Origin of the sequence: Flavobacterium sp. CF108, from assembly GCF_900129795.1 — a bacterium.
Classification (GTDB): Bacteria; Bacteroidota; Bacteroidia; order Flavobacteriales; family Flavobacteriaceae; genus Flavobacterium.
Genome location: NZ_FQWW01000001.1, coordinates 944,388 through 969,660 on the forward strand (window position 1 = coordinate 944,388; position 25,273 = coordinate 969,660).

At 33.1% G+C, this 25,273-nt stretch carries 24 protein-coding genes and 2 pseudogenes; 15 read left to right on the top strand and 11 right to left on the bottom strand.

Annotation, left to right across the window (positions count from 1 at the left end; all coding sequences use genetic code 11):
- The 5 genes from BUE10_RS04225 to ychF form a co-directional block, all read right to left on the bottom strand.
- The gene (locus tag BUE10_RS04225; protein WP_073482592.1) at positions 1-525 is read right to left on the bottom strand and encodes an NADPH-dependent FMN reductase; all 525 of its coding nucleotides are present in this window, start codon (positions 523-525) and stop codon (positions 1-3) included.
- 110 nt (positions 526-635) lie between these two features.
- Positions 636-1,553, bottom strand: coding sequence for a YihY/virulence factor BrkB family protein (locus tag BUE10_RS04230; protein WP_073482593.1), 918 nt, complete (start codon positions 1,551-1,553; stop codon positions 636-638).
- A 90-nt stretch (positions 1,554-1,643) separates the two neighbouring features.
- The gene (locus BUE10_RS04235; protein WP_073482595.1) at positions 1,644-2,318 is read right to left on the bottom strand and encodes a hypothetical protein; all 675 of its coding nucleotides are present in this window, start codon (positions 2,316-2,318) and stop codon (positions 1,644-1,646) included.
- Positions 2,319-2,326: 8 nt separating this feature from the next.
- Positions 2,327-3,004, bottom strand: a complete 678-nt coding sequence (locus BUE10_RS04240) for a TIGR02117 family protein (protein ID WP_073482597.1) — start codon at positions 3,002-3,004, stop codon at positions 2,327-2,329.
- A gap of 341 nt (positions 3,005-3,345) precedes the next feature.
- Positions 3,346-4,440 (bottom strand): redox-regulated ATPase YchF, encoded by a 1,095-nt coding sequence (ychF, locus tag BUE10_RS04245; protein ID WP_073482599.1) that lies wholly within the window; start codon positions 4,438-4,440, stop codon positions 3,346-3,348.
- 294 nt (positions 4,441-4,734) lie between these two features.
- Here ychF and BUE10_RS04250 point away from each other — a divergent pair, with 294 nt between their 5' ends.
- Positions 4,735-7,368: a TonB-dependent receptor gene (locus BUE10_RS04250; protein ID WP_073483040.1), complete on the top strand. Its 2,634-nt coding sequence runs from the start codon at positions 4,735-4,737 to the stop codon at positions 7,366-7,368.
- Positions 7,369-7,606: 238 nt separating this feature from the next.
- On the opposite strand, the gene BUE10_RS04255 is transcribed toward BUE10_RS04250, so the two are convergent.
- Together BUE10_RS04255 and BUE10_RS04260 are read right to left on the bottom strand one after the other, a co-directional pair.
- Entirely contained in the window at positions 7,607-8,764 is a 1,158-nt protein-coding gene (locus BUE10_RS04255; protein WP_073482600.1) for a peptidase associated/transthyretin-like domain-containing protein, read from the bottom strand.
- A gap of 164 nt (positions 8,765-8,928) precedes the next feature.
- Positions 8,929-9,282 carry a 4Fe-4S dicluster domain-containing protein gene (locus BUE10_RS04260; protein WP_056206329.1) on the bottom strand — a complete coding sequence of 118 codons (354 nt, stop codon included), beginning with the start codon at positions 9,280-9,282 and terminating at the stop codon, positions 8,929-8,931.
- Positions 9,283-9,440: 158 nt separating this feature from the next.
- On the opposite strand from BUE10_RS04260, the gene BUE10_RS04265 reads away from it, so the two are divergent.
- From BUE10_RS04265 to BUE10_RS04290, 6 genes are all read left to right on the top strand, one after another.
- Complete coding sequence (locus tag BUE10_RS04265; RefSeq protein ID WP_073482602.1) at positions 9,441-10,514, top strand: acyl-CoA reductase; 1,074 nt, start codon at positions 9,441-9,443, stop codon at positions 10,512-10,514.
- A 92-nt stretch (positions 10,515-10,606) separates the two neighbouring features.
- Positions 10,607-11,677 (top strand): 3-phosphoserine/phosphohydroxythreonine transaminase, encoded by a 1,071-nt coding sequence (serC, locus tag BUE10_RS04270; RefSeq protein WP_073482604.1) that lies wholly within the window; start codon positions 10,607-10,609, stop codon positions 11,675-11,677.
- A gap of 142 nt (positions 11,678-11,819) precedes the next feature.
- Entirely contained in the window at positions 11,820-12,770 is a 951-nt protein-coding gene (locus BUE10_RS04275) for a D-2-hydroxyacid dehydrogenase (RefSeq protein WP_073482606.1), read from the top strand.
- A gap of 103 nt (positions 12,771-12,873) precedes the next feature.
- Complete coding sequence (locus BUE10_RS04280) at positions 12,874-13,437, top strand: DUF937 domain-containing protein (protein WP_073482607.1); 564 nt, start codon at positions 12,874-12,876, stop codon at positions 13,435-13,437.
- 164 nt (positions 13,438-13,601) lie between these two features.
- Positions 13,602-14,039, top strand: coding sequence for a DUF6146 family protein (locus BUE10_RS04285; protein WP_073483042.1), 438 nt, complete (start codon positions 13,602-13,604; stop codon positions 14,037-14,039).
- A 30-nt stretch (positions 14,040-14,069) separates the two neighbouring features.
- Positions 14,070-14,372, top strand: coding sequence for a DUF6787 family protein (locus tag BUE10_RS04290; protein ID WP_053473691.1), 303 nt, complete (start codon positions 14,070-14,072; stop codon positions 14,370-14,372).
- Positions 14,373-14,374: 2 nt separating this feature from the next.
- Here the strand turns inward: BUE10_RS04290 and BUE10_RS04295 are convergent, their stop codons facing one another.
- On the bottom strand, positions 14,375-14,671 hold the full coding sequence (locus tag BUE10_RS04295) for a hypothetical protein (protein WP_053473692.1): 297 nt from the start codon (positions 14,669-14,671) through the stop codon (positions 14,375-14,377).
- A gap of 224 nt (positions 14,672-14,895) precedes the next feature.
- Here BUE10_RS04295 and BUE10_RS24190 point away from each other — a divergent pair.
- The 4 genes and pseudogenes from BUE10_RS24190 to BUE10_RS04310 all read left to right on the top strand — a co-directional run.
- A pseudogene (locus BUE10_RS24190) lies at positions 14,896-15,120 on the top strand (ATP-binding cassette domain-containing protein); the annotation flags it as partial.
- Between the two features lie 204 nt (positions 15,121-15,324).
- A pseudogene (locus BUE10_RS24195) lies at positions 15,325-15,774 on the top strand (ABC transporter ATP-binding protein); the annotation flags it as partial.
- A 132-nt stretch (positions 15,775-15,906) separates the two neighbouring features.
- A complete protein-coding gene (locus BUE10_RS04305; protein WP_073482611.1) occupies positions 15,907-16,671 on the top strand; it encodes a TIGR02757 family protein in 765 nt (254 codons plus the stop codon).
- Between the two features lie 158 nt (positions 16,672-16,829).
- The gene (locus tag BUE10_RS04310; RefSeq protein ID WP_073483044.1) at positions 16,830-18,182 is read left to right on the top strand and encodes a DEAD/DEAH box helicase; all 1,353 of its coding nucleotides are present in this window, start codon (positions 16,830-16,832) and stop codon (positions 18,180-18,182) included.
- A gap of 76 nt (positions 18,183-18,258) precedes the next feature.
- Here BUE10_RS04310 and BUE10_RS04315 read toward each other — a convergent pair whose 3' ends face one another.
- On the bottom strand, positions 18,259-19,371 hold the full coding sequence (locus tag BUE10_RS04315) for a lactonase family protein (RefSeq protein ID WP_073482613.1): 1,113 nt from the start codon (positions 19,369-19,371) through the stop codon (positions 18,259-18,261).
- Between the two features lie 247 nt (positions 19,372-19,618).
- Here BUE10_RS04315 and BUE10_RS04320 point away from each other — a divergent pair, with 247 nt between their 5' ends.
- The 4 genes from BUE10_RS04320 (at position 19,619) to BUE10_RS04335 (ending at position 24,156) form a co-directional block, all read left to right on the top strand.
- Entirely contained in the window at positions 19,619-21,547 is a 1,929-nt protein-coding gene (locus tag BUE10_RS04320; protein WP_073482615.1) for a vWA domain-containing protein, read from the top strand.
- A gap of 154 nt (positions 21,548-21,701) precedes the next feature.
- Positions 21,702-22,952: a dihydroorotase gene (locus tag BUE10_RS04325; RefSeq protein WP_073482617.1), complete on the top strand. Its 1,251-nt coding sequence runs from the start codon at positions 21,702-21,704 to the stop codon at positions 22,950-22,952.
- A 4-nt stretch (positions 22,953-22,956) separates the two neighbouring features.
- Entirely contained in the window at positions 22,957-23,283 is a 327-nt protein-coding gene (locus tag BUE10_RS04330) for a hypothetical protein (RefSeq protein ID WP_073483046.1), read from the top strand.
- 228 nt (positions 23,284-23,511) lie between these two features.
- Positions 23,512-24,156 (top strand): alpha/beta hydrolase, encoded by a 645-nt coding sequence (locus tag BUE10_RS04335; RefSeq protein WP_073482619.1) that lies wholly within the window; start codon positions 23,512-23,514, stop codon positions 24,154-24,156.
- Between the two features lie 134 nt (positions 24,157-24,290).
- Here BUE10_RS04335 and BUE10_RS04340 read toward each other — a convergent pair whose 3' ends face one another.
- Positions 24,291-24,716 (bottom strand): hypothetical protein, encoded by a 426-nt coding sequence (locus tag BUE10_RS04340; protein WP_234984704.1) that lies wholly within the window; start codon positions 24,714-24,716, stop codon positions 24,291-24,293.
- Positions 24,717-24,764: 48 nt separating this feature from the next.
- The gene (locus tag BUE10_RS04345; protein ID WP_073482623.1) at positions 24,765-25,268 is read right to left on the bottom strand and encodes a hypothetical protein; all 504 of its coding nucleotides are present in this window, start codon (positions 25,266-25,268) and stop codon (positions 24,765-24,767) included.
- Between the last annotated feature and the right edge of the window lie 5 nt (positions 25,269-25,273).

Sequence of the window (25,273 nt, forward strand, 5' to 3'; positions counted from 1 at the left end):
TTAAAAACTTGATTTTATGATGTTTTTCAATTCCTGATCTAGTTCAGGGTTTGAAATTTTATTTTGTTCTAAATCGAAATTAGCATTGAAAGAAGGTAAAGAAAATGATCCCTTAATTTCGCCGCCATAACGTGGAAAAAGATTTTGAGCGATTCCTAAAACAGATGCTCCTCCTCTTCCGCCCGGAGATGTTGCCAATAATAACATGGGAATATGCTGAAAAACATCTTTCTCAATTCGGGAACTCCAGTCGAAAACATTTTTGAAAGCAGCAGAATAGTTTCCGTTATTTTCTGCCATTGAAACAACCAAGATATCAGCTTCTTTAAGTTTATTTAAAAAAGCTTTTGCAATTTCATGCTGACCAATTTCTTTTTCGAGATCAACACTAAAAAGAGGCATGGCATAATCGTTTAAATCTAAAACCTCAACTTGGGCATTTTCAAACAAATTTGCTGCATAAGCCGCTAAACGTTTGTTGATCGATTGACGGCTGTTACTTCCTCCAAAGGCTATTATTTTCATATTGTGGTATTTATATATAATTTGATGTTTTCAAAAATTAAGCCATAAAAGTCATATTGTTTTATTTTAATAAAAACTTAATAGTATGACTTTTATAGCTAAAATAAACTTTATACGTTTTCAATCTCAAAAATCTCTTTTTTTATTTCTACCGAATAATCATTTGGAGAAATCTGCCCGCCAAAGGATTTTGCATATACTTTGGTAAATTCTGCACCAAAATACAATATAATCGCCGAATAATAAACCCAGACCAATATAATAACAACTGAACCTGCGGCCCCGTAAACACTGGCAATGGTAGAATTTCCCAAATAAAGTCCAATAGCAAACTTACCTATCATAAATAAAATTGCAGTACACGATGCGCCAATAAATGCATCTTTCCATTTAATAATTCCGTCAGGCAAAGTTCTAAATATAATGGCGAACAATAATGTAATACTCGCAAAAACGATAACTAAATTTATTATATAAAAAAAGTAAACGGTGCTGTCTGGAAAATACAACTTCAAACGCGCATTTAGAACATCAAGAGTGGCATTGAGCATTAAACTGACCAGCATTAAAAATCCAACCGAAGCAATCATAGAAAAGGACATGATCCTGTTTTGAATAAACTTTTTTAAGCCTTTATTGGGTTTAGCGCGCAATCCCCAGATATAATTGATAGAACTCTGAATTTCTGCAAAAACTCCCGAAGCCCCAATTAAAAGCATCACAACACCAAAAACGGTTACAAAAACATTACTGTCTGATAATTGTACATTTTTTATAGCTTCCTGAATCTGTACCGCTGCATTGTTCCCAACCAATCTGTTTATTTGTCCATATAATTGTCCGGTTACGGCTTCTTCTCCAAAAAAGAATCCGCAGATTGTGATAATAATGATTAATAAAGGTGGTAATGCAAATATGGTATAATAGGATAATGCTGCGCTTAATTTGATGGCATTATCATCGTTAAATTCTGTAAATGTATTTTTTAGCAAATACCATGATTTCGAAAAAATATTTTGATTTTTCATTTGCTGATTTTTTGATATTCTCTCAAATTTACGCAATAATGAAAAATTTTGGATTCTTGATTTTTAAGCAGATTTTATATTTTTTCCATGTTAATTAGAAAGCTTTTTATATTCCTGATCGTATCCAAGTTTTTTAATTTTTAATATTTTTTTGAATTCACTTCTTGTGGGTTTGATCAAATAAGAAAGAGAATCCAATTCTTTTGCTTTTATTTTTGTAACGGAGTCTACCTTTTTCAAATCTTCCAGTAAATAGATACTCTTGATTTTGAGTACATTTTTTTCTAATGACATCATTTCTATTTTCCAAAAAACAGAATCTCTTGTACTTAAAACTAACTGTCCATTAATACGTTTTAGTTTTTGATTGTAGGACAATCTGAATAATGTATCTGTATTTTTTCGTGACAATTCTATTGAGTCACCTATTTTAAGTATATCAAATTTATCTTTAGTATCCTTAGTAATTAATTTTCCATCAATAAGATTATATTCAGATTTTAAAGAATCCATTTCTTTTCTGTGAACTCTGAATTTATAATAATACTCTCTAAACATTCCATTATCATCAATTCTTAAAAAAGTTGAATCTGGACTCGTATATAATCCTTTAAATTTAGAAGGAAAGCTATTTAACTCCGAATCATTAATTGGTTGTGGATTTTCAAAATAAAAAGAGATACATCCAACGCAAACTGCTGCATCAGCTTTTTTGCAGGAACTCATTACAATTATTAAAGCAAAAATTAAAATTACCTTTTTCATATCCAGTTTTATTTATAATGACAAAAAATCCCTTTATCATAAACTGTCCACAAACTTGCTTTTTGGTTTGCCGCTTTTAAAGCATTGTTTGCCCAAGTATTACACGTATAAAAAAGACTGTAACTTCCTTTTGCTTCATAAAAAGCATCTTTTTTTCCGTAGCTGTGACCTTCTATCCATTCCGGATGAATTGGATCGCTGAAACTATCTGAAATATAATTAACCAGACTTTGATAATTTTCTTTTGAAATCAAAATGCGTTTGCAATCCTCACCTTCTCTCAATTGTTTAAAAAATGTAGTATGCATTGCCGATGAACTGATTCCGAATGCGGCTTTGCAGGCTGTACTTGCTTTTAAGTCTGACCACTCCGGCGTATCAAGATAAAAACCTTTATCGCCCCAGCCAAAAGCAATGAAATTCATTAAGGAATCTTTTGATTGGGTTTGGTTAAACTGAATTTCGTTTCGCCAATCTTTGATTTCATTTTTTACAGGAACGACAATATCAGTATGAACGCCGTTTGAAAGAATATAAATTGGAACGGCATTTTGCTCTTCAACCTGTACGACATCTGAATTAACGGTAATTTTAGAGATCAGATAAACGGATACTACATAAAGGACAAGAAAACTAAAGATTCCGAAAAGTGTCCATTTTAAAATTTTGAAAGTTTTTTTTAGCATTTTGATTGGCTTATTTTAGATTAGTAATTGGTAATTTTTCTGTAACCAATTTTTGAGCCAAAAAATTTCTGTGCTGTAAATGGCACACGGATTTTACGGGTTCGCTTTCGCGAAAGCGCGGGTTTAAACGGATTTTTTTATTCTCATTTTTGTTAGGCTGAGCGAAGTCGAAGCCCACGCAAAGATTAGCAATACTATATGGAGCTTCTTACGTGGGCTTCGACTTCGCTCAGCCTGACAGTAGTGAACTCAAGTTTTTTAAACATAAAAAAACTGCTGAATTTCTCCAGCAGTTTTAGTCTATTCTCTATAATCTTTATTCTATTCTCTAGAAAAAAAGATTAAACGTTAAAACGGAAATGCATTACATCACCATCTTTTACAACATATTCTTTTCCTTCAACTTTAAATTTTCCAGCTTCTTTTGCTTTTGCTTCAGAACCGTATTGAACGTAATCTTCGTATGAAATAACTTCGGCACGAATGAAACCTTTTTCAAAATCGGTATGGATAACTCCTGCTGCTTGCGGCGCAGTAGCTCCAATATTGATTGTCCATGCACGAACTTCTTTTACACCAGCTGTAAAATAAGTCTGTTGTTTTAATAGTTTATAAGCTGCACGAATTAAAACTGACGCTCCCGGCTCTGTTAATCCCATATCTTCAAGGAAAACCTGACGCTCTTCATAGCTTTCTAATTCTGTAATATCGGCTTCTGCTCCTACAGAAAGAATGATAACTTCAGCATCTTCATCTTTTATTAATTCACGAACCTGATCAACATATTTGTTTCCGTTTACAGCAGAACCTTCGTCAACATTACAAACGTATAAAACCGGTTTTGCAGTAATTAATTGGAAACCTTCCATTAAAACCTCTTCGTCATTATTTTGAGGAATAATTGTTCTTGCAGATTTTGCTTGTAAAAGAGCTTCTCTAATTCTGTTTAGTAAAGCTTCCTCAACTTGTGCTTCTTTATTTCCTGTTTTAGCAGCACGTTTTACTTTTTCTAAACGTTTATCGATTGTTTCTAAGTCTTTTAATTGTAACTCGATATCAATCGTTTCTTTATCACGAATTGGGTTTACGTTTCCGTCAACGTGAACAATATTATCATTATCAAAACAACGCAAAACGTGAATGATAGCATTACATTCTCTAATGTTTCCTAAAAACTGGTTTCCAAGACCTTCACCTTTACTTGCCCCTTTTACCAAACCTGCAATATCTACGATATCTACAGTTGCCATTTGTACACGTTCTGGTTTTACTAATTCTTCTAATTTGTTGATTCTCGGATCCGGAACGTTTACAACACCAATATTAGGTTCGATTGTACAAAACGGAAAGTTCGCACTCTGCGCTTTTGCATTAGATAAACAATTAAATAATGTTGATTTTCCAACATTTGGTAATCCTACAATTCCTGCTTTCATCTGTTGTTTCTATTTATTTTATTGGGCTTTGAGCTTATCAAAGTCCCACCATTAACTCTCTATTTTAATGGATTATGATTTACGTGTTTGTTTTTCTTTCTGCCAAAATGATATTTTTTGGCTTTAAAATTTTGCAAATATAAGATTTAATACCTCGTGAGCGAAGTAAAAATGTGCATTAATATAATTTTAGGGTAATTCTTAAAAATTTTTAAACTTATTATTAAGTTTTTGTTAAAAAATATTACTTTTATAAAAGTAATCAACAAAAAACCAAACAAAAAACCAACAACCATGAAAAAGATTGCATTATTTTTATTACTGCTGAATTCAGCGTTTCTTTTTGCTCAAAAAGAAGTCTCGGGCGTCGTTAAGGACAAAACCGGAACACCGCTTCCCGGTGTTAATATTGTAGAAAAAGGAACTTCAAATGGTGTTTCTACTGATTTTGAAGGTGGTTACAAAATCAAAGTTAAAGAAGGTGCTACATTAGTTTTTAGTTATGTAGGCTTTGCAACTGTTGAAAAATCAGCTTCGGGGGATAAAGTCGACGTTTATTTAGATGAGAGCGGCGGTCAGGTTTTGAGCGATGTAGTCGTTACGGGTTCCAGAAGTACTAAACGAACCGTTGTAAATTCTGCCGTTCCTATTGATGTTATTAATGTAAAAGATGTTACAACGCAAAGTGGTAAAATTGAAATCAATCAGTTATTGCAATACGTTGCCCCGTCTTTTAATGCCAATAAACAATCTGGGTCTGATGGTGCTGACCACGTCGATCCTGCTTCTTTAAGAGGTATGGGCCCTGACCAGACTTTGGTTTTAATTAACGGAAAAAGAAGACATCAATCGTCTTTAATTAATTTATTTGGAACAAGAGGACGTGGAAATACGGGAACTGACTTAAATGCAATTCCGGCAGCTTCTATTAAAAGAATTGAAATTTTACGTGACGGTGCTTCGGCGCAATACGGTTCTGATGCCATTGCCGGAGTTATTAATATTATTACAAATGATAACGTAAACGAACTTACGGGATCTGTAACTTATGGTGTTTTTAATACGCATGCAAAAGGAGATTTCCTTCCCGGAACGCCAAATACAAAAGGTTACCGTTTAGATAAAAACGGAAATGGAAATTCATATGGAAAAGATCAGGATTTTGACGGAGGTTCTGTAAGAGTCGCCGCTAATTATGGTGTTGCATTAGGAACTAAAGGCGGCTATGCAAACTTTACAGGTGAGTTTTTAAATAAAAACAAAACTTTAAGACCTGCTTATGATTTTAGAAAAGGTTTTGGTGATGCCGAAATGCAAGGTGTGAATTTATTTGCCAATTTTGCCGTTCCAATTGCTGATAAAACGGAATTTTATGCTTTTGGAGGAAGTAATTTTAGAGATACAGATGCGTATGCTTTTACCAGAAATGATGGTGAAAGAGTTGTAGAATCTGTTTATCCGGGAGGTTATACGCCTAGAATTACATCAAAAATTAATGATAATTCGATCGCTGCGGGAATTAAGACTGAATCTGGCGGAGGATGGAAATTTGATTTGAGTAATACTTTCGGAAAAAATAAATTTCAATATGATATTAAAGGAACTATAAATGCTTCTCTTGAAGAAAAATCTCCACACGAGTTTGACGCTGGAGGACATAGTTTGCTCCAAAATACAACAAATTTTGATATTTCTAAAAACTATGACAGTGTTCTTAAGGGGTTCAATATTGCTTTTGGAACTGAATTTAGAGTAGAAAAATTTGAAATTTTTGCAGGAGAAGAAGGTTCTTATACTACGTATGATACTAATGGAGTGCCAATTACGGATCCAACAACTCAAAGTGCCCCAATTGATCCTATTTCAGGGAATCCAAGACCGGGAAGTTCTCAAGGTTTTCCAGGTTACAGCCCTGCAAATGAAGTTAACGAAAGCCGCACCAACTTCTCTTTGTATGCTGATGGAGAGTTAGACGTAACTAAAGCTTTTATGGTAAACACAGCTGTTCGTTTTGAAAATTACAGCGATTTTGGAAGTACCGTAAACGGAAAATTAGCTTCGAGATTAAAGCTTGGTGATCATTTTAATTTAAGAGGATCTGTTAGTACTGGTTTCCGTGCGCCTTCTTTAGCTCAAATTTATTACAACTTACGTTTTACAAACTTTAATGCAAGCGGAGCAACGGAGGTTTTACTGGCACCAAATGACAGCGAAATTACAAGAGCTTTTGGAATTGGTAAATTAAATGAAGAAAAGGCCGTAAATGCTTCATTAGGTTTCACAGCTTCTTTTGGAGATTTTACTGCAACAGTTGACGGTTATTATATTAAGGTAAAAGATCGTATTGTTCTTACCGGATATTTTGATGCAAGTGCTTTAAATCTTGGTGTTTCTGAAGCGCAGTTTTTTGCTAACGGAGTTGATACAAGTACTCATGGTCTTGATTTGGTTTTATCATGGAAAAAAACGTATAATTTTGGAACTTTTGGAGCAACATTAGTTGGAAACATCAACGATATGAAAATTGACAAAGTTAAAAATGGCGATTTAGACGAAGCTACTTTCTTTGGAAAACGTGAAAAAGCCTTTTTACTTGCTTCTGCACCAGACAATAAATTTGGTTTAAACTTAAATTATTCAAAAAGTAAGTTTGATGCAGGTTTAGCTTTTACTCGTTTCAGCAAAGTGGTTTTGGTTGATTATGCTGATGAAGATGATGTTTACAACCCAAGATTAGTTACCGATTTAACTGTAGGTTATCAAGTTACTAAAAGCTTAAAATTAAGCCTTGGAAGCAATAACTTGTTTAATGTTTATCCAACAAAACAAGACGAACAAGGAAACACAGAAGCCGGTGGATATTGGGATGCTGTACAAATGGGTTTCAGCGGAGCTTATTACTACGCAAGACTTGGATTTAATTTCTAATCAAACTTATCAAGACTAGATATGTCATCCTGAGTGAAGTCGAAGGACACGTCCAGATTTAACGAAAGTTATATAACAAAAAAGGGCTTCGACTTCGCTCAGCCTGACAATACTAAAAACAAAAAATCCTGAACAATAGTTCAGGATTTTTTTATACTAATAAAAACAAGCTGTAAAATAGCTATTCACTTATAATTCATAACTTATAATTCATAACTTATAATTCATAACTAGCTTCTCACAATTTATAATCCAAAGAAGCAATAATCGCTTTTTCTTCATCAGTTGCAACGAAACCTGAAATATCCCAGTAATTGGTCAGAATTTTATTTCTTTTATTAAAAAGTGATTTCTCTTTAAAAACATCACTTTCTTTATACGTAAAATTTTGTCTGTTGAAATTTGTCGTAATAAAACTATTGCGAACCTGAATTTTCTTTACCTGATCTTTCAAAATAAGACTATAAGCTATTTCTTCATTTGAACTCAATAAATAATAATTCTCGCCGTCTACCCTATAATCAACATTTATAAATGATCTTGTAATATTTTTAGAGTTCTCTTCGGTTTTCTCTTCAATTTTATCAAGATTCTGCGGCGTAATATCAATTTTAAATTCAATAATTAGTTTCTTTTCAGGATCATAAACAATCTCAAAATTATCAATAGCTTCTTTCGCTTTATCCAGAGGCGTAATATACATTACATAATAATCTTTATTTTTAGCATGCCCTCGTATAATAAAATCGTATTCCTTTTTTGCTTTAGGATCTAAAAGCGGATCAAAATATTTAAAATCATTATAATTTTTCATGATATTATTCAAATCATAACCTCTTAAATCTGCACTTACATCTGTTTCCAGCAAGCCATAAGATCTGTTTTGTTCTACCAAAAGTGTTGTCGAAGGACTTCCTGAAAATTGAAAATTAACCAATCCGTCATTAAAATAAGAATATTTGTTATCCAGCATAAAAAACTCCCTTACATAAACTTTTAGTCTGTAAGAGGATGCCAGTTTTTTTGATGAATTATCTACAAGTTTTTGAAGTACTTTTTGTGGAGACTGCTTAGAAAGAACAACTTCATCTAGTTTGTTGTTATTACTTTTTAGATAAACAATAAATTTTTGATCTCCGTTTAAAGATGTCCAGCGTACCGTCAGAGTTTCATAATTGGTTTCTGAAACCTGTACATTAGAACCGCCGGTAAGCATAAAAGTTACTTTACCTTCTTTATTGCTAGATAATATTTGTTTTGTTTTTAGAATAACAACTGTGGCATTTTCAATAGGAAGCTGTGTTTCTATATCTTTTACTACAATAGAATATTGTTCTTCCTGCGAAAAAACTGTCAAACTAAATAAAACAAAAAATAAAAGTATGAATTTCCTCATATGCTTATTGAATTTTCATCTAAAGTATTAAATTTTTATTAAAAAAATAAGCGCTAAAATATAAAATATTACAAACCAACGCAATAAGTTTTTAAGATTCCGAATAAAGCAAAAAAAATCCCGAGTTTAGGCTCGGGATTTTTTTATATCTATATCAATAAAGATTATTCATCGCCATGTAAAAACGCTTGTCTGTTCAACAAGGTTTCTTCATCTTCTACGTGATTATCATCTGGTACGCAGCAATCAACAGGACAAACAGCAGCACATTGAGGTTCATCATGAAAACCTTTACACTCTGTACATTTTCCGGGAACGATATAATAAATTTCATCAGAAATTGGAGTTTGCGCATCATCAGCATCAACCTCAGTTCCGTCAGGTAAAATTACAGTTCCTTTTAGGCTTGTTCCGTCTTTATATCTCCAATCATCTGCTCCTTCATATATTGCTGTATTTGGGCATTCTGGTTCGCAAGCCCCACAGTTTATGCATTCGTCAGTTATAATTATTGCCATCTTTTTATTTTTCTTAAAGTTAAAAGTCTAAAGTCTTAAAGTAAAATAAAGTACATCAAAGACATTTCTCCCTTTTGACTTTAAGACTTTTGACTTTCGACTTAATTATGCTTATTTTTGTGCAAAATTACAATCAAAACAATTCATAAACAAACATTATGACATTAGAAACAAAAAAAAGTATTTTTGTTGAATTAGGAAAATTTCTAAGTCAGTTTTCAGAAGAGCATTCTGTACAGAAATCTGACGTTTTATATAATGATATCTTTTTTGATGATTTCGAAAAACTAATCCATTTATCACAATCTCATAATGGATGGTACACTCCGGAACAAGTATATTTTGCAATAAAATCGTGGGCAGATGCATTAACAGAAGAAAACCTAAACAAATGGATTTCTCAATATTCGTCTGAATTCGCTCAGGACAATAAAAAAGAAAAAACAGTTGCTTTGATCCTGGCCGGAAATATTCCGCTTGTTGGTTTTCATGATTTTCTATCTGTTTTAATTACCGGAAATAAAGCATTAATAAAAACATCCTCAAACGATCAGCATTTACTGCCATTTTTGGCGAAGTATTTAATTGCTGTTGATGAAAATTTAAAAGATAAAATCACTTTCGTGGATGGAAAACTGGAAAATTTTGATACCGTAATCGCCACTGGAAGCAATAATACAGCTCGTTATTTTGAATATTATTTTAAGGATAAACCTTCCATCATTCGAAAAAACAGAAATTCGGCTGCCGTTTTAAACGGAAAAGAAACACACGAAGAATTAGAAGCTCTTGGCGAAGATATTTTTAGGTATTTTGGTTTAGGATGCCGAAATGTATCTAAACTTTTTGTTCCGAAAGGCTATTCATTTGATGCTTTTTTTCAGGCCATTTTTAAATATCAGGACGTAATTCATTACGAAAAATACGCTAATAATTACGATTACAATAAAGCTGTTTTCTTAATGAGTAATTTCAAATTATTAGATAACGGATTTTTGACTTTAAAAGAAGATTCGAGCTACGCCTCGCCTATTTCGAGCGTTTTCTATGAATATTACGAAAACCTTGAAGATTTAAAATCGCGTCTGGAAACCGATGCAGAGCAAATTCAATGCATTGTAAGCAGCGATTTAATAGAAAATAGTGTTGCATTTGGTCAAACCCAAAATCCTCAATTGTGGGATTATGCAGATAACGTTGATACTATAACGTTTTTGTTAACAACAAAGTAAAAAAATGTTTAATTATTTCGAATTATTTATCGCTTTTTCAGCTCCTATTGCCGAAATTTGCGTTTTTAAAATTTCGACTATTAACAACAACCATGAAAAAACACAACTACAGCGCAGGACCAAGTATTTTACCTCAGGAAGTTTTTGAGAAGGCATCAAAAGCAATTTTAAATTTTAATGATTCAGGATTATCAATTCTTGAAATCTCGCACCGAAGCAAAGATTTTGTTGCTGTTATGGATGAAGCGCGTTCGCTGGCTTTAGAATTATTAGGACTTCAGGGAAAAGGATATCAGGCTTTGTTTTTACAAGGTGGTGCAAGTACTGCATTCTTGATGGCTCCTTATAACTTATTGAAAGAAAACGGAAAAGCAGCTTATTTAGATTCTGGAACGTGGGCAACTGCGGCTATTAAAGAAGCAAAACTTTTTGGAGAAACTATTGTTGTAGCTTCTTCAAAAGATGATAATTATACACATATTCCAAAAGGTTACGAAATACCAGCCGATGCTGATTATTTTCACTGTACAAGTAACAATACCATCTTTGGAACTCAAATGCAGGAATTCCCGTCAACTAACATTCCGGTAGTTTGCGACATGAGTTCTGATATTTTTTCTCGTCAATTAGATTTCTCTAAATTTGACTTAATCTATGCTGGAGCTCAAAAAAATATGGGACCTGCAGGAACTACTCTTGTGGTAGTTAAAGAAGAAATTTTAGGTAAAAACGGAAGAACAATTCCTAGCATGTTAGATTATGCTAAACATATCAAAGCAGAAAGTATGTACAATACACCGCCTGTTTTTTCTGTATATGTTTCATTATTAACGTTACAATGGATTAAAGAAAAAGGCGGAATCGCTGCTGTTGAAAAATTAAACAACGCAAAAGCAGATTTACTTTATGCTGAAATCGACAGAAACCCATTATTTAAAGGTGCTGCTGCAGTAGAAGACCGTTCTAAAATGAACGTGACTTTCTTACTAAACAACCCGGACCATACAGAAACTTTTGACGCTTTATGGAAAGCTGCAAATATTTCTGGATTGCCAGGACACCGTTCTGTAGGTGGTTACAGAGCTTCTATTTACAACGCTATGCCTATCGAAAGTGTTCAGGTTTTAGTTGATGTAATGAAAGCACTTGAGTCTAAAGTTTAATCTTTTTTTCGGTTAATCGTTAATTTGTTTAACTGTTTAATCGTCAAAAAATCCTTGCTTTAAAATATCAAAAAAGAAAAATAATAGATTGGTTCATCGATTAAACGATTAAACGATTAACCAAATAAACAACATACCCAAAATGAAAGTATTAGCAAATGACGGAATTTCTAAAAGTGGAATTCTAGCCTTAGAAAAAGGCGGATTTGAAGTTATAACTACAAAAGTAGCTCAGGAACAAGTAGCTAACTTTATCAATGAAAATAATGTAAGTGTAATTTTAGTACGCAGTGCAACTAAAGTTCGTAAAGATATTATCGATGCTTGTCCTGGTATCAAAATCATCGGTCGCGGTGGTGTTGGTATGGATAATATCGATGTTGATTATGCTAAAAGCAAAGGGATTCATGTAATTAATACTCCAGCTTCATCATCAGAATCTGTTGCTGAATTGGTATTTGGACACTTATTTTCTGGTGTTCGTTTCTTACATGACTCAAACAGAAATATGCCACTTGAAGGAGATTCAAACTTTGACGGTTTGAAAAAAGCATACGCAAACGGAGTTGAATTAAGAGGAAAAACGCTTGGAATTGTTGGTATTGGTCGTATCGGACAAGCTACAGCAAAAATGGCTCTTGGTTTAGGAATGAAAGTTATCGCTGCAGATAGTTTCATCCCACAGGTAGATGTAAAAGTTGAATTTTTCGACGGACAATCTATCACAACTACAATTGTTTCTCAATCATTAGAATCTTTATTTAAAGAGTCTGATTTCATTACATTACACGTTCCTGCTCAGGATGGTTATATCATTGGAGAAAAAGAATTTGAGCTTTTAAAAGACGGAGTTGGAATCGTAAACTGTGCTCGTGGCGGAGTTATTGATGAAGTAGCTTTAGTAAAAGCTTTAGACTCAGGAAAAGTTGCTTTTGCAGGTTTAGACGTTTTTGAAAGCGAACCAAAACCAGAAATGACAATTTTAATGCACCCTAAAATTTCATTAACGCCGCACATTGGAGCTGCAACTGGAGAAGCACAAGACAGAATTGGTACAGAATTAGCTTCACAAATTATTACTTTGTTAAGCTAGTAATTAAAAAATAGATTATCTTTAGAGGTATTTACTACTTATTTGTAGTAAATACCTTTCTTTTTTTATTAATTTTGGTGTATAATTTAAACCCTTAAATATTATGTTTGAACAATTAACCCAATTAGTACAGCAATACGGAGGCGATGCTGTTGTAAACAACGCCGCTGTCCCAAATGAGCATAACGAAGCCGTAATAAGCGAAACCAGTAATTCTATTTTTGATGGTTTAAAAAAAATAGCTTCAGAAGGCGGAGGTGAACAACTAGCTAGTTTATTCAACGGAAATTCCCCTATAGACAACTCAAATCCAGTCGTACAGCAAATTTCGCAGCAATTGTCTGGAAGTTTAGGCGAAAAATTTGGTTTAAGCAGTGCTGATTCTTCTGGCGTAGCTTCAAACTTAATTCCGCAGATTTTAGGTTCATTAGTAAATAAAGCAAAAGATCCAAATGACAGCAGTTTTCAGATTTCTGACATCATCAATTCAATCTCAGGAAACAGCGGACAAGCATCTGGAATCATGGATACCATTTCAAAATATGGAACTCAATTTGGCCTTGACCAAAACAACGACGGAAAACTAGATGTCGCCGATGTACTTGTAGTTACCAAAAGCAAAGGCGGTATCGCCGGGTTTATTGGGAAATTATTTGGAAGCAAGTAAATAAGATACAAAGGTTCAAAGTAACAAAGGCTTTTAAAAACAAATTCTAAAAACTGATTGCAGAATTGTAATCAGTTTTTATTTTATAAACACAAAGTTAAACCTCTGTCCCTTTGTCACTTTGAACCTTTGTCCCTTTAAAAAAAATTCGTAACTTTATGGTTATGAAAAAGTGTATTTCCATATTGATCATATTATTGACAATAATTGCTTGTTCTACAGCTTCGCAGAACATTGCGAGTGCAGATAATACTGCTTCAAACAAAAAACTAAACGATACCGTTAGAATTGCAAACGATTCTCTGGAATACGAAGTAATAATTATAGATAACGGTTTTAGTACCTGGCTTCAATCAAGAGCTTATCCACGAAATTATCATTCATTAGAATATCTTGAAAATAAAAATAACTTGTATGTAACCGAGTGGAACAGCCGCGTTTTACAGCCACAGCGCTATAGTCCTAACTTATATGAAATGTCAATTAACTATCGTCCTGACATTCATTACGGATACGAAGTAAACTATCTAATTTACAATTACATGATTTATTTTCAAAATACTTACAAACAAAAACTTTGGGGGTATGTTCCTTCAAGATAATTACTATATTTGTAATCATTACAAATAGCAATGAATAAACTAAAAGAACGCTGGGGAATTACCTCAAATTTACAAGCCATTATAATACTTACCGTTTTTGCCATCACAGGATCGGCTTCTGCCTGGCTGTCTAAACCATTTTGCGTTTGGCTGGGAATCACCAAAGAAGATTTTGGAGGCTGGTTTACCTTAATTCGACTGCTTATAATTTTCCCTATTTATCAGGTTTTGTTGGTCGCAATAGGAACCGTGTTTGGGCAGTTTAAATTCTTTTGGAACTTCGAAAAGAAAATGCTCAAAAATATGGGATTAGGATTTTTATTCAAAAACTAAATTTATTCTCTTACTCTCTCACTGGAAAAGAAATAAGTATAAATCCAGGTCAATGTAAAAGAAGGAATGATATCCGTAAACGGAATTACTTCTTCAATAAAAGTTAAAACACTGGCTACTTTTCCAACTCTGCCTTTATACATTCTGGTCATAATTATAGCCGCGATTGGCGCCCAAATTACATCTGAAAATTCGCCAAGAAGCGGAATCGAAAAAGAAATCATACCAATTCCGTCCAAAATTAAGCCAATAATTAATTTTGACATTCTATTGTCATCTACAACTTTTAGATCTTGCATTTTAAGTTTGATTTGAGTTTGTTCCGAAATTAAAAATAATTCATCAAATTCATTTTATTTGAATATTAAATTTAATTTCAAAATTTCCATATCAAGAAACGAGCCGATTTTTAAATTTTAGATTTTAGAATGCAGATTTTAGATTTTTTGGAATTTGGAATTTAAGATATTGGAATTTGATTCTAACCATAATCTTCGTTTCTTTGTAAAAACAGTTTCACTAAATGATACACGCAAAAAACATACATAAATTCTACGACAAACTTGAAGTTTTAAAGGGAGTTGATTTACATATTAAGAAAGGCGAAATTGTTTCGATTGTTGGAGCTTCCGGAGCCGGAAAAACAACTTTACTGCAAATTTTGGGAACTTTAGACACACCCGAAAGAAACTCAGCATCATCATTAAGCATTAATGGTAAAAATATTTTGAGACTGCAGGATATTGAAAATGACAATTCAAAAGAAGAAAAAACATTTAAAATCGTCACTTGGTCTGGTGTAATTTACATTATAATTTTGGTTGTTTATTTATTATTTTTCAGAACAAAAATCTTGGATGAAACATTAAGGTTAGTAACCCTTGGCGTCTTATTTTTACCAATAGTTTCCATGTTTGTGTACTACAACAGATATTTCAAAAAGAAAAGCAAGCAAGACAAAATACTATCAGAATTTAGAAATTTAAATCTCGGTTTTATTTTCCAGTTTCACCAATTATTACCAGAATTCACAGCTTTAGAAAATGTGTGTATTCCTGCTTTTATGGCCAATAAGCCAAAAGCACAAACCGAAAAAGAAGCTAAAAAAATACTGGAATATCTAGGTTTATCGCATAGAATTCATCACAAACCAAGCGAACTTTCGGGCGGAGAACAGCAGCGCGTTGCTGTTGCAAGAGCCTTAATCAACAAACCCGATGTGATTTTTGCCGATGAACCGTCTGGAAATCTTGACACTCATTCTGCCGAAAATTTGCATCAATTGTTTTTCAAGCTTCGTGACGAATTCGGGCAGACTTTTGTAATTGTAACCCACAACGAAGAATTAGCCAATATGGCCGACAGAAAATTAGTTATGGTCGACGGTCAGATTAGTAATTAGGAGCTAATCCTGCTGTCCGCTGTATTCCCGATAAACAAAAACTACGGCTAAAAAGCCTTGTTTTTCTAAATCGGGAGATGCCGCTCCCATCAGGGCTAGGGCACTCGAACAAACAAGAACATTTCATTTCAAATGAATCAAAAAGAACTCAAAGAATTTCTCGACGAGAAAGTCATTCAATATAACAATCAGGATTTTATCGAAAGTGATCCTGTGCAGATTCCGCATTTGTTTTCTCAAAAAGAAGATATCGAAATTGCAGGATTCTTAAGCGCATCAATCGCTTGGGGAAATCGTAAAATGATTATCAAGAATTCGCATAAAATGATGGAATTAATGGGCAATACACCTTACGATTTCGTTATGTCACATTCTGAAGATAATTTAGCGGATTTAGAAAATTTCGTTCACCGAACTTTCAACGGAAAAGATTTCGGTGGATTTATTAAAGGCTTACAACACATTTACAAAAACCACAACGGACTCGAAGCGGTTTTTGCTAAAAATCAGGAAAAAGACAGTCTGCAGAAAAGTATAAGTGAATTCAAAAAGATATTTTTCGAAATCGATCATTTACCGCGAACTCAAAAACACATTTCAGACCCGCTGAATAATTCTGCCGCAAAACGCATCAACATGTATTTACGCTGGATGATTCGCCAAGACACAAAAGGCGTCGATTTAGGAATCTGGAAAACAATTTCTCCTTCTGCATTATCATGTCCGCTTGATGTTCACTCAGGAAATGTTGCCCGCAAACTAGGAATTCTTTCGCGAAAGCAAAATGATGCAAAAGCTTTACTGGAATTAGATACACAACTCCGCAAAATGGACGCTGCAGATCCTGTAAAATACGATTTTGCTTTGTTTGGTTTGGGAGTTTTTGAAGGATTTTAGAATTTAAAGTTATTAAGTGTCAGGCTGAGCGAAGTCGAAGCCCATGCCCCAATTGGTACGTCCCTTCGACTTCGCTCAGGGTGACAATTCAGTATCAAAAAAACAAAATCAACAAAAAACCATCATTTTAACGTACATTTGCACAAAATTTAATGCAAATGAGCACTTTCGAAAAATTCAATCTCCCAAAATCATTACAAAAAGCTGTTGACGAATTAGGCTTTGTTACGCCTACTCCTATTCAGGAAAAATCTTTCTCTGTAATCATGTCTGGACGCGATATGATGGGAATTGCGCAAACCGGAACCGGTAAAACATTTGCCTATTTACTGCCTCTTTTAAAACTTTATAAGTTTACCAATACCAATACACCAAAAATTGTTGTACTTGTTCCAACCCGTGAATTAGTTGTTCAGGTTGTTGAAGAAGTCGAGAAATTAACCACATACATGTCGGTTAAAACATTAGGTATTTATGGAGGTGTAAACATCAATACACAAAAAAAAGCCGTTTACGAAGGTGTTGATATTTTAGTTGGAACTCCAGGCCGTACAATGGATTTAGCCCTTGACGCTGTTGTTCGTTTTGATGAAACTCAAAAATTAGTAATCGACGAATTTGACGAAATGCTGAATCTTGGTTTCAGACCACAGCTGACTTCACTTTTAGCGATGATGAAAACCAAACGTCAAAATATATTATTCTCTGCAACAATGACAGATGAAGTTGATAATATATTAAATGATTATTTTGATTTCCCTGAAGAAGTTACGCTTGCAGCATCAGGAACTCCGCTTGAAAAAATCACTCAGATTACATACAACGTTCCAAACTTCAATACAAAAGTAAATCTGCTAAAACATTTATTGCAAAACGACGAAAGCATGGATCGTGTTTTGGTTTTCGTAAATAATAAAAAGATTTCAGATATGCTGCACACACGCATTGAAGAAGATTTTGAAGGTCAATTTGGTGTAATTCACTCAAATAAATCTCAAAACTACCGTTTGAGTACAATGGCAGAATTTCAGGAAGGAAATCTTCGTGGTTTAATCACAACCGATATTATGGCGAGAGGTTTGGATATTTCTAATATCTCGCACGTAATTAACTTCGAACTTCCGGAAGAACCAGAATTATACATGCACAGAATTGGTCGTACCGGACGTGCAGATGCAACTGGAACAGCCATTAGTTTTGTAACTCCTAGAGAAGAGAAATTTAAAATTGAAGTCGAAGTTTTAATGAATCAGGAACTTGATATTACTGATTTCCCTGAAGAAGTTGAAGTCTCAACAAAATTAATCGAGCCTGAAAAAGACAAACAGCCTATTAAGTTTTTAATGAAAAAAGTAAAACTCGAAGGAGACGGAGCTTTTCATGAAAAATCTAAAAAGAATAAAAAGGTCAATTTAGGAGGTCCTTCAAAAACAAAAAAGAAAACCCACGGTTCTGTCAATCGAAATATGTTGAAAACGAGAGATAAGAAGAGGAAAGACAACGATAAATAAAAATTCCAATAAAAAAAATCCAAATTCCAACTTGCAAAATTGGGATTTGGATTTTTTTTATTGGAATTTTCTAAATTTAAATTTTCGTAAAAACCAAACCTACAGGCGAACACAACTGAATTCTTTTTCCAGTGTCTGTAATTTTTCCGGTTGCGATATCTCTTTTAAAAATAACGATGTCATTTGTATATTGATGACCAACTAAAAGGTAATTTCCTGTTGGATCAATAGAAAAATCTCTTGGGCCTTTTCCTAAAGTGCTTTGCTGCTCTACTAATTCTATACTTCCGTTTTTAAGGATTTTATATACTGAAACAGCATTGGCATCTACACGATCAGAAACATATAAAAAGTTTCCGTCAGGTGAGATTTTTATGGCTGCTGCTCCCGTTCCGCCTTTAAAGCCTTTTGGTAAAATGCTCGTTTCGGCAATTACTTTTAAACTTCCGGTTTTATCGTAGCTAAAAGTTGTCAGCGTACCATCTAATTCCTGAACTAAATAAACAAATTTTCCGTCTTTGCTAAAAGTTAAATGTCTTGGGCCGCTTCCCGGTTTAACATCAACACTTCCTTTTAAAGTCAGAATTTCATTTTTAGACGCAGGATTGTATTTGTAAATAAAGACTTTATCTAAACCTAAATCATTAGAAAGCACAAACTTTTTATCTGGAGAAAAAACAACCATATGCACGTGCGCTTTTTCCTGACGTGCCGCATTTGGCCCTTTTCCTTCGTGCTGAATCAATTGCTGTACTTCAGAAATACTTCCGTCAGTATTTTTTTTATAAACTACTATATTTCCGCCAGAATAATTGGCTACAATTACATTTTTATCATCATTTATTAAGTGACAAGGATCTGCTCCCAACGCATCATTTTTATTCAAAAAATTAATTTTTCCTGATGGAGAATCATATCCAAATGCACTTACCGTACTTTGGGTTCCGTTTTCGTTTACTGCATAAATAAATTTATTATCTGCCGAAACCGATAAATAACTCGGACTCACTACATTTTCTGAAGAGTTTTTAAGTTTAAACTCACCCGAATTTGCATCAAATTCATATACATAAATTCCGTTACTCTGGCATGTATTGGTGTAAGTTCCAACCAACAGGTTAAATTTATTTTGAGCTTTTGCAGTAGTAAATGCCAAAGCTGAAAATAATACTAGATATATTTTTTTCATAGTTTGTTTTTTTTGAATACGCTAAAATACACAATAATATCTTTTAGATCATTACAAATAAAACTAGAAAAGTTACATTTATTAAAAAGGATTTTCACCATATAAGTAATATAAGTTCATTTTAGAACACTTAAATATTTTTTACTTATAATCTCTTACATGAACTTATATGGTTCAACCAAAAAATTTGTATTTTTGACCAGCATCTTCGCGAAAAATAAAAGTAGCGAAGTAAATCGAAGCCAGAATGCACTTTAAACATCCCGAAATTCTATACTTTCTTTTTTTATTGATTGTTCCAATTTTGGTTCACTTATTTCAATTACGAAGATTTAAAACTTCTTATTTTACCAATGTTCGTTTCCTAAAAGAACTGGCAATTCAGACTCGTAAAAGCTCAAAAATCAAAAAACGATTATTACTTGCCACTCGTCTTTTGTTGCTTACGTGCGCTATTATTGCATTTGCGCAGCCTTTTTTTGAAGCCAAAGACAGCAAGAATGCTTCAAACGAAATGTATATTATTTTAGACAATTCGTTTAGTATGCAGGCAAAAGGCAAAAAAGGAGAATTGCTAAAACGTGCCGTTCAGGAATTACTGGAAAACACGCCCGAAACAGCTCAATTTTCATTGCTGACAAACACAGAAAATTACTGGAATACAGATATCAAGTCAGTTAAAAGCTCGTTACAAAATCTAAATTACAGCGCAACTCCATTTGAACTTTCGTCGATTATGGCAAAAGTAAAAGCGCATAAATCGGCACATAAAAAAGATATTGTCATTATTTCTGATGCTGTTGGTTTAACTGAAAATGATATTAAAAACATTGATTCTGAAGAAAAACCCTATTTCATAATTCCAGAAGCGGAACAAAAAAATAACGTTTCAATTGACAGCGTTTATATCAATCAGACTTTAGAGAATTTCTACGAAATAAGTGTAAACTTATCAGGCTACGGAGAAGATTTTAAACCCATTTCGACTGCTTTGTACAATCAAAATAAACTGATTGCCAAAACAATTATCAATTTTGATGCGAAGAAAAAGAAAATCAACTTCACAATTCCAAAAGAAGCTTTTCATGGATATGTTTCTATTGAAGACAATGGTTTAACGTATGATAATAAATTGTTTTTCAGTATTTCTAAAAACAAAAAAACAAATGTAATCAGCATTGGTGAACCTGAAAAAAGTAATTTCCTATCGAGAATTTACACTTCTGCCGAATTCAATTATAACAATTACTCTATCAGTTCTTTAGATTATAATAGTTTAGAAAAACAAAATACCATAATCTTAAATGAATTAGTTGAAATTCCACAGGCTTTACAAACGACTTTAAAAGCGTTTGTTTCTAAAGGCGGCAATTTAGTTGTGATTCCTTCTGAAAAAAGTTCTATTTCCAATTTAAATTCCTTTTTAGGGAATTTTGGAAAAATTCAGTTTAATACTCTTAAAACAGAAAGTAAACTCATTACCAAAATCAATTTCGATCATCCGTTATTTTCGGGAGTTTTTGAAAATAAAATCACGAATTTTCAGTATCCAAAAACAAACAGTTCATTTGATATTTCAAGTCCATACCCAGCGGTTTTATCTTATGAAGATCAAAGTACATTTGTAACGGCAATTCAAAATCCTACGGCTGGAATTACTGTATTTTCGGCACCAATAAATACAGCAAATTCGAACTTTCAGCAATCACCTTTAATTGTTCCGTTGTTTTATAAAATGGCGCAGAACAATCAAAAAACGGGTATAAATGCTTTAACGATTGGAAATAATCAACCTTATTTTGTTGATGTTTTGCTGACGAAAGATGCAATTCTGGAAGTAAAAGGAATAGAAGATTCATTTATTCCGATTCAGCAGATTTTGAATAATAAAGTCAAATTAACGTTCAATGATTTCCCGGAAACAGCTGGAAATTACAGTATTTTTGACAAAAAAGAATGGGTTGAGAATTTGAGTTTCAATTACAAAAGAACCGAAAGCGATTTGAGTCAGATAAACACAAATGTAGTTTCTGATTTTAAAACCGCCGATACGATTTCGACCATTTTTAACACCTTACAAACTGAGCGAACTGACAGCCAAATTTGGAAATGGTTTGTTATCTTTGCACTGTTATTTTTAGCATTAGAAATGGCAATTATAAAATTCGTGAAATGATTTTTTTCACCATTAAGGCATTAAGATTATTAAGTTTTTCCTTTATGAACTTACTTTTAATGGTTAGGAAATTAAGTTTCTCTTCTTTATTAACTTAATTTCTTAATGGTAGAAAACAAAAACATTTAATGTTTGATAAATAAATATCTAAAATATGAAAATAATCATCAAAAGCGCCAAAATTATCGACTCAAAAAGTCCGTTTCATAACCAGACCGTTGATCTTTTAATTGCAGATGGTTTAATTGAAAAAATAGGAGTTTCTCTTCCAAACGATGACGCAGAAGTAGTAAGATTCGATAATCTTCATGTTTCTCAAGGCTGGTTTGACAGCAGTGTTTCTCTTGGAGAACCAGGTTACGAAGACAGAGAAACTATTGCAAACGGATTAAATGTTGCAGCAAAAAGCGGCTTTACAGCGATTGCTTTACAACCCAACTCCTTCCCGATTATTGACAATCAATCTCAAGTCAATTTTGTAAAAAATAAAGCAAATGGTTTTGCTACAGAAATTTTCCCAATTGGTGCTTTAACAAAAGCCAGCGAAGGAAAAGATATGGCTGAACTTTACGACATGAAAAAAGCCGGAGCAATTGCTTTTGGAGATTATAACAGAAGTATTGACAATGCTAATTTGCTAAAAATTGCATTGCAATATGTTCAGGATTTTGATGGTTTGGTTATCACTTATTCGCAAGATCCAAATCTAAAAGGAAACGGAGTTGCTAATGAAGGAATCGTTTCTACAAGATTAGGTTTGAAAGGAATTCCAAATCTAGCCGAAGAACTTCAAATTTCGAGAAACTTATTTTTATTGGAATATACAGGTGGAAAACTTCATATCCCGACAATTTCTACAGCAAAATCGGTTGAATTAATTAGAGAAGCTAAAGCAAAAGGTTTAAACGTAACGACAAGTGTTTCTGTACATCATTTGGTTTTAACCGATGAAAAACTAGACGGTTTTGACACGCGTTTTAAAGTGACGCCGCCATTACGAACCGAAGTTGACAGACAGGCTTTACTAAACGGAATTGCCGACGGAACTATCGATACGATTACATCAGACCATAATCCGATTGATATTGAATTCAAGAAAATGGAATTTGATACTGCTAAAAATGGGACTATTGGTCTTGAAAGTGCTTTTGGAGCATTATTAACGGTTTTACCGCTAGAAACTGTGGTTGCAAAACTAACTTCAGGAAGAACTGTTTTTGGTCTTGAAAACAATACAATTGAAGAAGGTGCTAAAGCTAACTTTACTTTCTTTACTCCAGAAGGAAAATCGACTTTTACGAAAGAAAATATTCTTTCAAAATCTAAAAATTCTGCTTTCTTAGGAACTGAGCTTAAAGGTTCTGTGTACGGAATTTTAAATCAAAATCAACTTGTTACAAAATAATACAATGAACAATACAATCGAAGAAGGAAAATCAATTGCCATTACGAGTTATATCTTAATTATTGGCGTTTTGATTGCAATGTCTATGAATTCTGAAAACAAAAACAGTTTTGCGTCTTTTCATATTCGTCAGTCCGCAGGATTATCGATTACTTTTATTTCCTTAGCCTTAATCATTAGCCCTTTTGACAGTTATTTAATTACTTTTCCGATGTGGATTTGTATGTCAGTATTATGGACTTATGGAATTTTTAGCGCAATACAAGGTCAAACAAGACCAATGCCTTTAGTTGGCGGTTTATATCAGAAATTGCTAAAATCTATAGGATAAAAGAAAATTCGAAATTTTGAAATTCCAAAAAAGAAATCCGTTGAATCAGCGTTTTCGCTTTAGCGAATCTGTTTTATCAGCGTATAAATTTTGAACACGGATGGCGCAGATTTGCAAGCAAAAACGCAGATAAAACAGATTTTTTATTATCTAATCGCTTTGTCAAAGTTTGAATCTTTCACAAAGTTTAAAATTTATAATTCACAACTTACAATTCACAATTAAAAAATGAATCTATCTTTAGAATATAAAATACAAGAGCCAAAAGTAATTTTAGATAAAAATCCGTTACTACTTTTATTACACGGCTACGGCAGCAACGAAGCAGATTTGTTTTCTTTTGCTTCTGAACTTCCTGATAATTATTATATCATTTCAGCCAGAGCGCCTTATGATTTGCAATATGGAGCTTATGCCTGGTACGCAATCAATTTTGATGCAGATCAGAATAAATTTTCAGATAACGAACAAGCTAAAACTTCAAGAGATGTAATTGCTTCTTTCATTGATGAATTAATTGCTAATTATCCTATTGATGCAAACAATGTAACTTTAATTGGTTTTAGCCAGGGCTCAATTTTAAGCTATTCTGCTGCGCTTTCGTATCCTGAAAAAATTCAAAGAGTTGTGGCAATGAGTGGTTATTTTAATGAAGAAATCATCAAAAAAGGTTTCGAGAAAAACGACTTTAAAAACTTAAAAATATTCGCTTCTCACGGAACTGTAGATCAAGTTATTCCAATTGAATGGGCGAGAAAAACGCCTGCAATTTTAGAAAAACTAAATATTCCGGTTACTTATAAAGAATATCCTGTTGGTCATGGTGTTGCACCACAGAATTTCTTTGATTTTAAGAATTGGCTGGCTTTGTAAGTTTTCAGTATTCAGTTTTTTAGTGCTCAGTTGCAGTTTACAGCTAGAACTTTGTCAAAGTTCGAAACTTTGACAAAGTTTTTTTGATTGCGCAAATCACTGAACACTAAAAAACTGAACACTGAATACTAAAATTATTCTCCTGTATATATAATCTTTCCGGCTTTTTTCAAAACATATCCTTTCCAGGGAATTAATTGATAGTCGTCTTTATTCCAAGAATCTCCTTCTGATTTTCTTTCTAAAATGATGGATTCTTTTTGAGTGTCCAAGAAAAGTTCAGCTTTGTTTCCATCAAAAATTACGTAAGCAGCGGTTGTATACGTTTTACCTGTTTCTTCTGTATGTGATAGTTTTGTTCCTTCAAAAATTCGGATACATTCTTTTTTAAGCGTTGACCAAGTGTAACCTGCAGAACCTTTACATCCGTGTGCATCAGAGTCTCCTCCCACTAGTTTCTTTTCCTGCGGTTCTTTAACGGTTGTGTTTTCCTGTGAAACTTTTTTTGCACAAGAAAATGTCGCAGCTGTAATAATCGTAAACAAAAACATCTTTTTCATAATCCTATTTATTTAATAATGGCTCAAAAAAAATAGGATTAAAAAATCCTATTTTTGATATAACCAAGTTTGATTTACTTCAAAGGTAATATTATCATTGTTATCAACAAAATATTTTAACAAGACTTCTCCCCATAATTCACCATTGCTGTAATCTGCAATGATCCAGCGGTGGTTTAAAATTTTTACTTTATTGATGATAAATTTATTTGGCCCTATTTGATCTTGTCCTGTATATGGATTTCCTTTTGGGTTTGCATTAAAATCTAAAAGTTTCTCTGTTACAACCGGAATTAGTTTTTCAAATAAAATTACTTTTCCTCCAGAAGCACTGTTATCAAAATAGTTTTGTGCATTTTCATTGTGTTCTAAAGAAAAATAATCCGCATCGGCTAATTTAGCTGACACTAAATTGATACTGTCTCTTAGCTTTTTAGTTGTTTTTTCATATCTTTCTTCACCAAATTTCACTTCTCGGCTGTAAAACATATAAGTAAAAACATTCATTAATATCGCAAGGATAAAAAGGTAAAGCATTAAGGATTTTTTCATTTTGT